We start from the raw sequence: 13,072 nt of genomic DNA, 5'->3' as shown, positions 1-13,072 counted from the left end.
GTGTTTCGCAAACTCCGGGCGAGACGCATGAATTTCAAACTGTTGATCGTCAGCGATCTGACGAAAAGCCGACACCTTCACCGCTTTTACGCCAAAGCGGCGAAGTACGGGCTCGTTTCGTGCGTTCGCATCTTGCCGAACATACCGCACGACCTCATGCCATTGTATTACTCATTGATTTCTCGTTCCGGCGGCGTTCTTATTTCGACCTCGCTTTCCGAAGGGTACCCGTACAACGTACTGGAAGCGCAAGCGTGCGAATGTCCGGTGGTTTGCTCGCAAATTCCTGGAAGTCTGGAGCTCGTCCGACACGAGGAGACCGGCTTGACGTTCCCTTTGGACCGGCCGAAGGAAGCGGTTCGCGCGGTCGAGAGGCTCATGGACGATGCGATGCTTCGAACCCGCATACAGCATAACGCTAGGACGCAGGCGCTGGAGCGGAACGGCATGGAGGCGAACGTGTCCGCATACCTCGAATGGCTCGGAAAGATTTCGGAACAAAGCGCGCAGTCGCTCGAGAGCGGGACGCGCGGTGGATAACACGTCCGACGGCCGCCCGGCGCTGAAACTTCCGGGCCATTCCGGATGCTTGCTGGAGCTGGTCGCCGCGGAGGACGGTACGACGACGACGTACGTGAGGAAGAGTACGAAGGACCCGGCATACCGCGACAGGCTGCTTCGGCAAGGCAGAAAGCAACAGGCATTCGCAGCGCGGCTCGCGTTGCGCGGGTTCGCGGCGCCGCGGATCGTCGATGCGGGAGCCGCGGAGGATTCCGCCTACCTTCTGATGGAATATTGCGGCGCCGCGGACTTTATCGATTACTTGGAAGATGCGGGCGTAGAACGGCTCGACGCGCTCTGCCGCCGGCTCATCGGCTTTATCGAGGAGAACGTAAAGGAATCCGCTTCGCTTCCGCTGGACCGGGACGCCGTGCATGGGAAAATCGCCTCGATCCGCAAGGCGCTGCATCGCCAACCGCTGCTAAGCGAATCGGACCGAAGCCGGCTCGAGGCGCTACTTGCGGCAGAGGCCAAAGCTTTGACGGACTGGGAACTTCCGGTCGGGCCGTGCCATGGCGACTTTACCTTGTCCAACATGTTATTCGACGTCGACCGGGACCGCATCGTGCTCGTCGACTTCTTGGACAGCTTCCTCGAAAGTCCGCTGCAGGATCTTGTGAAGCTGCGTCAGGACACAAAGCATCATTGGTCGCTATGGCTCGTGCCGCAGCGGCGCTGCGACCGCGTCCGGCTCGAGCACGCCTTGGGCTATATCGACCGGCGAATCGATGCCCACTTCGCGCAATACGCGTTTTACCGGCATGGATACCGACTATTTCAGCTGATCAACTTTGCGAGAATCGTTCCGTACGTCAAGCGAAAGAGCATTATGGAGCTCGTGCTAAAGACGATATTTTCGATGTGAAGGAGGGAGGGCGGCGATGCATATCGTTATTCCCGCGGCCGGGAAATCCACGAGATTTCCGCAAATGCGGCCGAAGTGGCTGCTGACCCACCCGAACGGGCAGTTGATGGTCGTCGAAGCGCTTAAAGGGTTGCCGCTGGCGTCCGCCGACACGGTCACCCTTGTCGTGTTGAAGAAGCATATAGACGAATACGGCTGCCTGCGCGGCGTTCGTTCGGCGTTCCGCGAAGCGTTCCCTGCGCTGCGGCTGACCGTCGTGCAGCTGGAGGAGGAGACGAAGTCCCAGCCGGAGACGGTCGCGCGGGCGATCGAGACGCTCGGTCTCCGCGGGCCGTTCTTTATTAAAGACACGGACAATTTCTTTCGCGCCCCGCTGCGTCCGGGGAACTTCGTGTGCACGTACCGCTTGGATCGAACCGATCGCATCCGTCCGGGCAACAAAAGTTATGTCACGACGAAGGCGGACGGTTCGATCGACGATATTGCGGAGAAGCGAATCATCGGCCATTCGTTCTGCGCCGGGGGGTACGGCTTCGAAAGCGCGGAGCAATTTCTGGCGACGTTCCGACGACTGGAACACAGCAGTGACCTATACGTCTCTCATATCGTATATGCGATGCTGCTTGACGGCGTCCGCTTCCTGGAGACGCCCGTCGAAGCGTACCTCGACTGGGGCACGCTCGACGATTGGAATCGGTATAAGGAGGGCTTCGCGACGTTGTTCGTCGACCTCGACGGCGTGCTCGTCCGCAACTCGTCCCAGTTTATGCATTCGGCGTGGGGAGACACCGCGGCGATTTCGCCCAACGCGGATTATATTAACCGGTTATACGACAGCGGGAAAGTACGAATCGTCATCACGACGGCGCGCCCCAAACGGTTTCGCCGCAAGACGCTTCGGCAGCTCCAGCGGGAGGGCATTAAATATCACGACATTCTCTTCGGCCTTCCTCATGCGAAGCGGATCGTCATTAACGATTTCTCGGGCACGAACCCTTTCCCGAGCGGCGTCGCTTTGAATCTGCGCCGCGATGCTCCGGAATTGGAGGAGCTGTTGTCTGGGTATCTGTCCAGGGAGTAAGGAGGGGGAGCGGAGTTGAAGGCGTGCATCTCGATCCCCGTGCATGAGAGCGCGGACGTCGCGATCGATCAAATTCGCAACATTCGAGCGGCTTACGGGGGGGACGCGTTCGTCGTGCTTCACCGTTCGGCGCACTTCCGCCCGCCGGAGCGGCTCTACGGGAATCGCGATTATAATTTATACGACAAGGACGACGTATTTGTGAACCCGGTCTCGCTGCCGACCGAATACCATCGCGGCCTGGTACACGTACACAATGCCAATTTTCGCTTTGCCGCCTCGGTCGCCGATTTCGACGTTTTCGTTCTCCATGCGAGCAACGATTTATACGTGCGCAAAGGGGCGGCGTCCCGACTGGCGTCCGCAAGGAACGCCTGCATGCTGAGGGAAGTGAGGCTTCCGTCCTGGTGGGGATGGTCGGAGGCGGCGCTCGCGGACCCGGAGCTTCGCGACATGATGCGTTACGCGGGCTTAAATACGGTGTACCATACGCAGCCGGAGGGGATCTTTTTCGAAAAGGACGTCTTCCTCGAGATGGTCGCGATCATCGATCGTTGGTTCGAATACGGACGCGGCCCGCGCCTGCCTCGGGAAGAGCTGTACTATTCGACGCTCGCCCCGAAGCTGGCGGACAGCCTCTCCGCGACGCCGCTCGTCTGGTCCGAGGTGACCGTCGGCGGCAAGCTCGATTCGGACGTCGTGCGACGCATCCGGGAGCAGGAGGGGGAACTCGGCGAGCCGTACGATCCGTTGCATATTTATGCGGTAAAGCGGGTGGAACGAAACTACGACGAACCGCTTCGCCGATGGATTCGGGAAGCGATGTCGTAACGGGAAGGAGGACGGGCGGTGGGGAAGAGGAAGTCGAAACCGGGGAACGCCAAAATCGTCTTCGCGATTTTGGCGCATGAGGACGAAGCGCTGCTCGCAAGCCAAATTCGAAATTTGCGTCACTTCAACGACGACGCGGAGATCGTCCTGTACAACGGGGGCCCCAATCCGAAATTTGGCCGCGGCGCGGGCGTTCCGATCTGTCCCTACAGCAAGCCGCTGAAATACGAATTTCTGACGGAATTTCGGATCGACGTCGCAAGGTGGCTCGAGGAGGCCGGCACGAAATACGAGTATCTCGTTAATTTGGATCACGATATGTTGTTTGTCAAACGCGGCTTCGGATCGTTCCTGGACGAATGGATGGCCGGATTCGACGCGATGGGATACGAGCCGACGATCAGCCACCACCCCATGGAATACGGCATCTATTCGTCGAAGGCGGTGCCGGCGATGTGGGGGGAATGGAAGCGGTGGCAGCCGGTATTCGGATTGAATCATTTCGTCTGGATGCTAAATGCCGGTCAGGTGTATCGCCGAGGACTGGTCCGCAGCATCTTGTCCCGAATCGACCGGAAGACGTTGTACCCGACGCTGAGGGCGACGAAGGTTACCGCTGCCGAGGAGATGGTATTTCCGACGCTCGCGAGAGCCTGCGGGGCGAACCTGCGCAGTTATCCGCCTGACGAACTAGGTGTCGTCTCAATGGAGCCGTTGCCGTGGTGGAAGGTAGAATTGGCGCGCGTTCACCCGCACGCGTACTGGATTCATCCGGCGAAGGGGGAGCTCGGCATCCGCATGGCGGAACGGCTGTTTGAGCAGGAACGGCAGGCGGCGGCTTTTCATCCGCAGCTCGATGCGGCGTATCGACTTGTAAACCGCTGCACCGGGAAGGTGCTGGAAATTTGCGGAGAGTCGGTTTGGGAAGGGGCAGCGGCGATCCAGTGGGAAGAGAACGGCCGACCTCACCAACGCTGGATGTTCGAACGGGTGTCCGACCATTGCTACCGCCTCGTCAATCGGCACAGCGGCATGGTGTTGGACATCCAGGGGCAATCGGTCGACGCGGGCGCCCCGGCGATTCAATGGCCGGACAACGGAGGCGCGAACCAAATGTGGTGCTTGATGCCTGTCGAACAAGGGTATTTTCGGCTTTTGAACCGTCACAGCCTCAAGGTATTGGATACCGGCGGGGCGAACGGGGAACGCGCAATACAATCCCCGCCGAACGACGAGCGACATGATCAGCAATGGAGCATCGAACCGACGGCGTAAAGCGAAGCTTCCGTCCTCTTCGAGGGGGCGGGAGCTTTTTCGTTACGAGGGGCTAAGGGATGGTATACTAGGGGGAATGACGCCGCTTGGGGAAGAGGAAGGGACTTCATGACGATCGCAAAGCTTCGCTTGTTCAACTTCGGATATTTCTCCGTCTTCGCTATGTTTCTCTCGTTCCTGCCGGTCTATCTTGCCGCCGGCGGCCTGCCGGAATCGCAAATCGGCTTGATTCTGGCTGCGGGCGGGATCGTCGGCGTCTTCGCGCAGCCGTTCTGGGGATTGGTAAGCGACCGGGCAAGAACGATCAAGAAAGTGTTGCTCCCCATCTTCGCCTTCTCGCTCGCGTTGGGTTTCGTTCTATTCCAGACGTCGTCCGCGCTTGCGGTCGGCCTCTTGGTCGGAGCGATGTATTTCTTATTTATGCCGACGGATCCGCTGGTGGAAAGCCTGAACGCGCAAACCGCGCTTCGCAAAAACTTCCCTTACGGCTCCATCCGGATGTTCGGCGCGCTAGGCTACGCCTCGGCTTCTTTGCTTGTAGGCGTCGTCGCGAATCATGCGGGCATTCAAAGCTTAGGGTATTTATTTCTCGGATACGGCATCGCGACGCTCCTCATCGGCTTCGCAACGGAAGACGTGTCCCCATCGGTCACGCCGTTACATATAAATGACATGAAGAAGTTTTTGGGAAGGAAGGAAACCCTTTCGTTTTTCTTGTTAGTATTCGTCCTTGCGCTGCCGCATCGGATGAACGATATCTTCATCGGCATGTATATCGGCGAACTGGGCGGCGACCTCCGCACCGTGGGCTATGCGTGGTCGTTAATGACGGCGGCCGAGGTCGCCTTCTTCGCCTTCGCCCATCGGCTGACGAAGCCGGGAATGGAGCTCGGAACGATCGCGGTCGCCGGCGCGCTGTACGTGCTTCGGTTCGCCTTATCCGCCGTCGTCGACTCGCCGGCGGCCGTCGCGGCCTTGCAGCTGATGCAAGGCGTCACGTTCGTTCTCTTTTACACCTCCGCGATTCAGTACTTATACGCTATCGTCCCGGAGCCATGGCGCGCAACGGGGCAGACGATGCTCGCCGTTTTGTTTTTCGGCTTTTCCGGCATCCTTGGCTCGTTCTTCGGCGGCATGGTCCTCGAACGCTTCGGCGGCGACGTATTATATGGCGTCATGGCGGCCCTCTCCGCAGCGGGGGCGATCCTCTGTCTTCTCCTTCGACGGCGCGCAGGGAAAGCGGGCGGCGCACGGGCTCGGGGCTGACAACCAGGGGATTCTCCTCGACCCGAGCGGCCCCTCGCGCTTTGCGTTTCGCAGCAGTCCCGTTGCATGCGCTTACAAAGTCGCGAAAATATTGCAACAGATCGAAAAGAAACCGCCTTGTCTTCGTTGCTGCAATCAAGCAATATGGAGTCAACTTACTGTAGAAAGGCGGTAACCGACCATGAAACCATTGGCGATCGACGGGGGACCGCCGGCTCGCTCCAAGCCGCTGCCGCCGAACTACCCGGGAGCGGTCATGTTCGGACGGGAAGAAGCCGTAGCCGTCACGGGCGTCGTCGCGGAGCAATCGCCGTTCCGGTATTACGGATGCAATCCGCCGCACGCCGTGAGAGCGCTGGAGGACCGGATGGCCGCTGCGCTCGGCGTTCCATACGTGCTTGGGGTTTCCTCTTGTACGGCAGCGCTTATCGTTGCGCTGAAGGCGCTCGGCATCGGATACGGCGATAAAGTCATCGTGCCTGCGAACACATTCCATGCAACGCCGGGAGCGGTCGTATGCAGTCATGCGGTCCCGGTCTTCGCGGACGTGGACGACACCTTAAACCTCGATCCGAACGCGCTGGAGCAGCTCATCGACGACGAGGTGAAAGCGATTATCGTCGTCCCGATTCTCGGCAATCCGGTCGATCTCGATCCGATCTTGGCGATCGCCAGAAGGCACGGCATACCGGTGATCGAGGATGCCGCCCAGTCCTGCGGCGCGAGCTACAAAGGCAGACCGGTCGGCACGGCCGCCGACATCGGCGTATTCAGCTTTCAGATGAACAAAATTATTACGTCCGGCGAGGGCGGCGCGATCGTTACGCGGGATCCCGCGTTGTTCGAACGCGCGGTGCGCTACCACGACCAAGGGCAATTCCGGGAGAGCGCCCGTTACGGCATGGAAGCCGATCCGGCCGGCGCGTTCGTCGGGCAAAATTATCGGATGGGGGAGCTTGCCGGTGCCGTGCTGCTCGAGCAGTGGGACAAGCTGGAGCGCATCGTCGAATCCATGCGTATGAACGCGAAGGCGATCCGTTCCGCGTTGACCGCGTCGATCCCCGAGCTGCGCTTCCGCAGAGAAGTGGACCCGAAGGGCAGCCTCGGCTCGGCGCTCGGCATGATTTTGCCGACCGCGGAAGACGCGCGCCGCTTCGTCGATGCGCTGCATGCCGAAAATATTCAGGTGTTTCTGTTGTACGGAGGGCTTCCCGCTTACCGGGTGCCTCAAATTTTCCATCAACGAACCGCAGAAGCTTCGGGGTTTCCGTTTAATTTCCCGTTCAAGCGGCCGGTCGTCTACACGGAAGACATGTGCCCGTCTGCTGTCGATTTAATCGCAAGAACCGTATATTTGCCGGTCAGTCCGCTGCTCTCCCCGAAGGACGTCGAGGAGATCGTCGAAGGTATCGTGAAAGTGCATCATTTCCTATCTGCCTAACAAGGTTCATGGGATATAGACGTCACCTATCATAACATAACCAGATATTTATAACTAAAAATATACAAAATAATTATCAATTTTCAATCGATTTTGTCCTTTTGAATGACATGTAAATCCCTTACGATGTAATTGTAATGAAAAGTAAAGAATAAAAGAGAGGGCTGAATGTCAATGAAGATGTCAGTTTCACGGAAATGGCTGCTGTCCGGCGCGACTCTGGTGTTTCTCTCGACTACGATTTTAGCGGGTTGTTCCGGAGAGGCTCAGCCGCCGGCGGCCGCTCCCGAAGGGACGACGCCGGAGAAGCCGGCTGCGGAAGCTCCGGCCCCGGCCGAAAAGGAATTGCCGAAGGAATTTAGTATTTTGCTCTCTCACGCGAACGCCGCGTACGCCAAGGCGGTTACCGATTGGGAGAACGATCCGTACGTCAAAGAGCTGGAGCGGTTGTCCGGCTACGATCTCCACTACGAATTCTTGGGTCACCACCCGGACTTCATCCCGCAGCTGACCGTCCGTTTCGCGTCCGGCGACTTGCCCGACCTGATCCGTACGGACAGCATCGACGGCACGGCGCATCCGCAAGCGGTGGAGCTTGGCATCTTCCACGACTTGACGGCGCTCATCGACGAGTACGGCCCGAACCTGAAGAGCAAAATTCCGGAAGTCGCCTGGAACAGCCCGCGGGTTCAGAAGGATGGCAAAATCTACGGCATCCCGGCGATCATCGGCGAGCCGACGTCCCGCGCGGTGTACATCCGTCAGGATTGGCTCGACGCCGTCGGCATGCAGCAGCCGAAGACGCTCGACGAGTACCTCGCGTTCTTCGAAGAGGTGAAAGTCCGGGACATGGACGGCAACGGCGACCCGAACGACGAGTACGGCTTCATGGTTCGCGAAAATATGGCCTATAGCGAATTGTTCTTCGGCGCCTTCGGCGTGTACCCGACCAAGTGGAGCTTCGTGGACAACCAGTACGTTCCCGACATCATCCGTCCGGAGATGAAGGAAGCGATCGCGTTCTGGAAGCAGCTTTACGACAAAGGCTACATTAACGAAAATATGTTTACGAACAAGGGCGCCGATTGGGCGGCCGCGATTACGGCGAACAAAGCGGCTACCTGGGTGCATGACGCATCGAGCTACTCGGCTTCCTGGAAGGGCAATATGCCGGATGCGAACATCGCCATGATCGAATCCCCGACGGGTCCGAGAGGCGACAGCGGCCTCGCGCCGATCGGCGACTCCATCTACTTCGTCTTCGTTATTCCTTCGAAGGTAGAGCATCCGGAGCAAATTATTAAGTTCCTCGATTGGGCTTGGTCTTCCGAGGAAGCGGACACGTTCTTTACTTTCGGCATCGAAGGGGTCAACTACACGAAGGAAAACGGCGAAATCAAATGGGACCCGGCGAATCCGAAGAACGCGACGGATAACGAGTACCTGGCGTACCGCCTGTCGATCAACCTTCGCGGCGCCGACCTGTCCACGCCTCGCGTGCTGTCGCTGTCCCCGGACGCCGACGTGATCGCGGCCGGCATGGAAGCGTCGAGAAAGAGCGGCATTCAACATGAGTCCTTGTACTTGCCTAGACCGGAAGCGTTCAACACGAATCCGGAGCTGTCCCCGGGCTTCGGCGCGGATTCGCTCTTCCTCGATATGTTCGCGAAAGTCGTGACCGGCCGCGAGCCGCTCGACGCCGCCTTCGATTCGTTCGTGACGGAATGGAAGAGCCGCGGCGGCGACGCTGCGATTCAGCAAGCTACGGAATGGTACAACTCGAGAAAATAACATCTCCGGACTGTTGACCGGAACGCTTGGAACGCTCTGCTGCCGCGCCGGATGTCCGTCCGGCGCGGCAAATTCATTTTCGCACGCGTAATGTTGGGACATAAACCCTAGGCGAATATGCTATAGTTGCTTAAAAACGCTCGGGCGGTGGTCCCCATGCGGGGGAATTGGTATCGGAACATCCCGATTTTGCAAAAATTCTTTTATCTTATACTCATCTTCGTGTTAGCGCCGTTCGTGTGCCTCACGGTCATCTGGAGCGCGCAGTCGAATCGGACGGTCGAACGCAACGCGTCGGCGTACAGCGAATTGCTCGTGCGTCAGCTGACCGAACGGCTTGACGCGTACTTTGAAAACTTGGAGAGCGACGCAAGTCCGCTGCTGACGAATGCGCTCGCGATCCGGTTCATGACGACGGATCCCACGAACCGGTACGATATGTTTGCCGCGTCGCGGGCGGTGCAATCGACGCTGTTCCCGACGTTCACGTATTCGCGGGCGGAGTTGCAAAACATCTCGCTCATCTCGAGCAACGGCGGCGCCGTAAGCAGTCACGGCGGCTTCGATGCGGAGCGGCGGTTCCAGGAAGTCGAGGAGGAGATGTTCGAGCGCGGCAACTTCCGGGTGATCGGGCCGAGTCCGTATTACTCTCGCTCGACGGTTACGGCCGTGCAGCGCATCTTCGGCATCTACAGCGGGACGCCGATCGGCTACCTGCTGCTCGATATCGATTTGAACCGAATCGTGGATTACATCCGCAACGTCAAGCTCGGCGACACCGGCTTCGTCTGGATCGCGGATCCCGATACGCGGCGCATCTTATTTCATACGAACGGCGAGCGGATCGGCGATCAAGTCGAGGAGACGCTTCAAGGCGCGTTCGAACGCGTTCGCCGGGGCCAGCTGACGTCGGAGCGCATCGGCGCCACGTTGTTTACGTACGAGTTGTCCCGAACGACCGGATGGATCGTCGTGTCCGAGGTGCCCTCCGCCGAATTGACGAAGGATTTGGATCGGCTTCGCGGCTTGACGCTGTTCGTCGTCGTCGTCTTGGTGGCGGTCGTGCTATTGCTTGCGGGCGGCTTTTCCTACAGCATCACGAACACGATGAGACGGCTGCAGCGGCAGATGCGCAAGGCGGGAGCCGGCGATTACAGCTTGCTGCCCGAGGACCATAAGCATTTTCAAGAAATTAATTTGCTCAACCGCGGTTACAACAACATGGTCTTGGAAATTCGTAGATACGTGGAGGTCGTCCACCTTGCCGATATCCGGACGAAGGATTTGGAAATCCGGCAGCGCGAATCGCGGATTAAACAGCTGCAAGCGCAAATTAACCCGCATTTCTTATACAACTCGCTCGAATTTATTAATTCGTACGCGATCGTATCCGGCATTCTTCCGATCAGCCGGATGGCGAGCGCTTTAGCCAAACTGTTCCGCTATAGCGTGAAGAGCATCGACGACGTCGTTCCGCTGCGGGAAGAGCTGGATCACATTCAAATTTACCTGCAAATCCAGAAAGACCGAAACGTCGATTTCCAAGTCGATTGGGAAGAAGCCGGACCGGTCGACCGAGCGACGTCGCTGCGCTTCGTCCTGCAGCCGATCGTAGAGAACGCGTTGATTCACGGCTATCAGCGGCATAAACTGAGCGCCGACTATCTTCGCATCCGCATTCGCGCCGAAGCCGGCGCGGCCGTCGTCACGGTCGCGGATAAGGGCGGCGGGATGCCGGAGGCGTTACTGCGCGAATACAATCAGTACTTCCAGGAAGGACGGTGGTCGACGTTGAAGGACGACAGTACGCATCTTGGACTGGCCAACGTGCACGAGCGGCTTCGTCTCCGATTCGGCGAACCGTTCGGTCTGTTCATTCGTCATTCCTCCCCGGAAGGGACGGAAATCGAAATTCGGGTTCCGTGCGAGGAAGGTGCGAGCGATGTATAAAGTGTTATTGGTCGACGACGAAAGCATCGTGAAGCAAAGCATCAAGATGCTGATCGAGCTGGCGGATTGCGGGTTCGCGGTCGTCGGAGAAGCGAAGAACGGGCAGCAGGCGCTCGAGCGAATTCGGGAGCTTTCCCCGGACGTGCTCATTACCGATATCCATATGCCGGTTATGGACGGCCTCGAGCTGCTAGAACGCGCAAGCGCGGAGTTTCCGGACTTGTATTCCGTCATTCTATCCGGCTACGACGAATTCTCGTACGCGCAGAAGGCGATGCGGTTCGGCGCGCAGGATTACTTATTAAAACCGATCACGCCCGAAAACGTCGAAGCGCTCTTGCTTAAAATTTGGAACGCGTTGGAAGCCAATCGCAAGCAAATGTTCGAGGAGCTCGAGTGGAACTGGTACTGCAAAGTGAAAGCGCGGGAAATCGCCGAGAAAATATGGATGCTCGACGAGGCGGGCGTCGAAGGGCTGATCGCGGAGGCGCTCGAGCACGCGGCGCGGACGTCCGACGTCAAGTCGCCGGAGAGGAAGGCGGTGCCGCTGCTGGACGCCTTGATTCGGGAATGCCTCGCGCGTATGCCCGAAGCCGACGACGAGGCGCGGCTTTCGCTCGACCGGACCGCCAAGGCGCTGCTTGAGGGACCGTCCCGCGCCGACGCCGTCGACGCCCTCGCGAAGGACGCGATGTCGTATATCCGTCACCGCCGCAATTGGGGGCGGCGCAAGCAAATCGAGCAGGTCGTCCAATACATCGGGGAGCAGTACGCCGACGCCAACTTGTCGCTGACGGACGTCGCCGAGCGCGTCGGGCTCTCGCCGTCTCGGGTAAGCACGCTCTTTAAGGAGGAGATGGGGGAGTCGTTCATCCAGCACGTCACCCGGATCCGCATGGAGAAGGCGAAGGCGCTGCCCGCGAACCCGGCTATTAAAACCTACGAAATTTCCGAGCAAATCGGGTACCCGAACTACTCTCATTTTAATAAAGCGTTCCGGAGGTATACCGGCGTCTCGCCGACGGAATTTAAAAAACGGATGGGCTACTACTAGCCGGATCGAACGATCCGCCCGAGGGAGAGGGTAGATACGGATGAGGAGTTTTACGAAAGGCATATACCGCAACGACGTAAAGCTGCTTTGGCTGCTGGCGCTGCCGGGCATTCTGCACTTCGTCGTCTTTAAGTACATTCCGATGTTCGGCAACGTGATCGCGTTTCAAAACTACAACATCTTCCAAGGCGTGTTCGAAAGCCCTTGGGTCGGCTGGTTTCATTTCGAACGAATGTTTCTGTATCCGGAGTTTTACGAAATATTGAAAAACACGCTGGTGATCAGTTTCTATTCGATCGTCTTCGGCTTTCCCGCGCCGCTCGTGCTCGCGTTGCTGCTTAACGAGCTTCGGCAAAGCTGGATCAAGCGTCCCGTTCAGACGCTGCTGTATTTGCCCCATTTCTTGTCCTGGGTCATTGTCGGCGGCATCTTCACGCAGCTGCTGAACCCGACCGGCGTCGTCAACAAGCTGCTGGCGTCTTACGGCATCGAGCGGATCGATTTCTTAACGAACCCGGACACCTTCGTGGGCATGATCGTATCGCTCGGCATTTGGAAGGAAGTCGGCTGGGGCATGATCATTTACTTAGCCGCGCTGGCCGGCATTAATCCGAATTTGTACGAGGCGGCGATGGTCGACGGCGCAAACCGGTGGCGCCGCATGTGGCATATCACGCTGCCTTCCTTGCTGCCCTCCATCGTGGTGTTGTTCTTGCTGCGCATCGGGAACCTGCTCGACGCGAACGTCGAGCAAATGCTCGTCTTTATGAACCCGCTCGTGCGGGACGTCGGCGAAGTCATCGATACGTACGTGTACAGCGTCGGCTTGCTTAGCGCGCAGTTCAGCTATACGACGGCGATCGGATTGTTCAAGTCGGTCATCGGCATCGCGCTCGTCGTCGGACTCAATCAATTGAGCAGGAAAACGACGGGCGAAAGCATCTATTAGACGGATCC

At 58.4% G+C, this 13,072-nt stretch carries 11 protein-coding genes; all 11 read left to right on the top strand.

Translation table 11 applies throughout. The annotated features are described in order from the left end of the window. Positions 1–540, top strand: a 540-nt coding sequence (locus VEZ38_RS15815) for a glycosyltransferase (RefSeq protein WP_324895095.1), incomplete at its 5' end; no start/stop codon positions are given. After that, a complete protein-coding gene (locus tag VEZ38_RS15810; RefSeq protein ID WP_324895093.1) occupies positions 533–1,426 on the top strand; it encodes a phosphotransferase family protein in 894 nt (297 codons plus the stop codon). The genes VEZ38_RS15815 and VEZ38_RS15810, both read left to right, overlap by 8 nt. A gap of 16 nt (positions 1,427–1,442) precedes the next feature. After that, complete coding sequence (locus VEZ38_RS15805; RefSeq protein WP_324895091.1) at positions 1,443–2,507, top strand: hypothetical protein; 1,065 nt, start codon at positions 1,443–1,445, stop codon at positions 2,505–2,507. A gap of 15 nt (positions 2,508–2,522) precedes the next feature. Further along, positions 2,523–3,338 (top strand): hypothetical protein, encoded by an 816-nt coding sequence (locus VEZ38_RS15800; protein WP_324895089.1) that lies wholly within the window; start codon positions 2,523–2,525, stop codon positions 3,336–3,338. A gap of 18 nt (positions 3,339–3,356) precedes the next feature. After that, positions 3,357–4,613, top strand: coding sequence for an RICIN domain-containing protein (locus tag VEZ38_RS15795; protein ID WP_324895087.1), 1,257 nt, complete (start codon positions 3,357–3,359; stop codon positions 4,611–4,613). A 108-nt stretch (positions 4,614–4,721) separates the two neighbouring features. Then, positions 4,722–5,879, top strand: a complete 1,158-nt coding sequence (locus VEZ38_RS15790; RefSeq protein ID WP_324895085.1) for an MFS transporter — start codon at positions 4,722–4,724, stop codon at positions 5,877–5,879. 181 nt (positions 5,880–6,060) lie between these two features. Next, the gene (locus tag VEZ38_RS15785; protein WP_324895083.1) at positions 6,061–7,320 is read left to right on the top strand and encodes a DegT/DnrJ/EryC1/StrS family aminotransferase; all 1,260 of its coding nucleotides are present in this window, start codon (positions 6,061–6,063) and stop codon (positions 7,318–7,320) included. Positions 7,321–7,494: 174 nt separating this feature from the next. Beyond that, on the top strand, positions 7,495–9,111 hold the full coding sequence (locus tag VEZ38_RS15780; RefSeq protein ID WP_324895081.1) for an extracellular solute-binding protein: 1,617 nt from the start codon (positions 7,495–7,497) through the stop codon (positions 9,109–9,111). Between the two features lie 156 nt (positions 9,112–9,267). Next, on the top strand, positions 9,268–11,061 hold the full coding sequence (locus tag VEZ38_RS15775; RefSeq protein WP_324895079.1) for a sensor histidine kinase: 1,794 nt from the start codon (positions 9,268–9,270) through the stop codon (positions 11,059–11,061). Beyond that, positions 11,054–12,115 carry a response regulator gene (locus VEZ38_RS15770; protein ID WP_324895077.1) on the top strand — a complete coding sequence of 354 codons (1,062 nt, stop codon included), beginning with the start codon at positions 11,054–11,056 and terminating at the stop codon, positions 12,113–12,115. Before VEZ38_RS15775 ends, VEZ38_RS15770 begins: the two co-directional genes overlap by 8 nt. 40 nt (positions 12,116–12,155) lie before the next feature. Further along, on the top strand, positions 12,156–13,064 hold the full coding sequence (locus VEZ38_RS15765) for an ABC transporter permease (RefSeq protein WP_324895075.1): 909 nt from the start codon (positions 12,156–12,158) through the stop codon (positions 13,062–13,064). Positions 13,065–13,072 lie beyond the last annotated feature (8 nt).

Source organism: Paenibacillus sp., assembly GCF_035645235.1.
Classification (GTDB): domain Bacteria; phylum Bacillota; class Bacilli; order Paenibacillales; family YIM-B00363; genus Paenibacillus_AE.
Note: the sequence above shows the minus strand (reverse complement) of the source record. Positions and strands in the feature narration are given on the sequence as shown.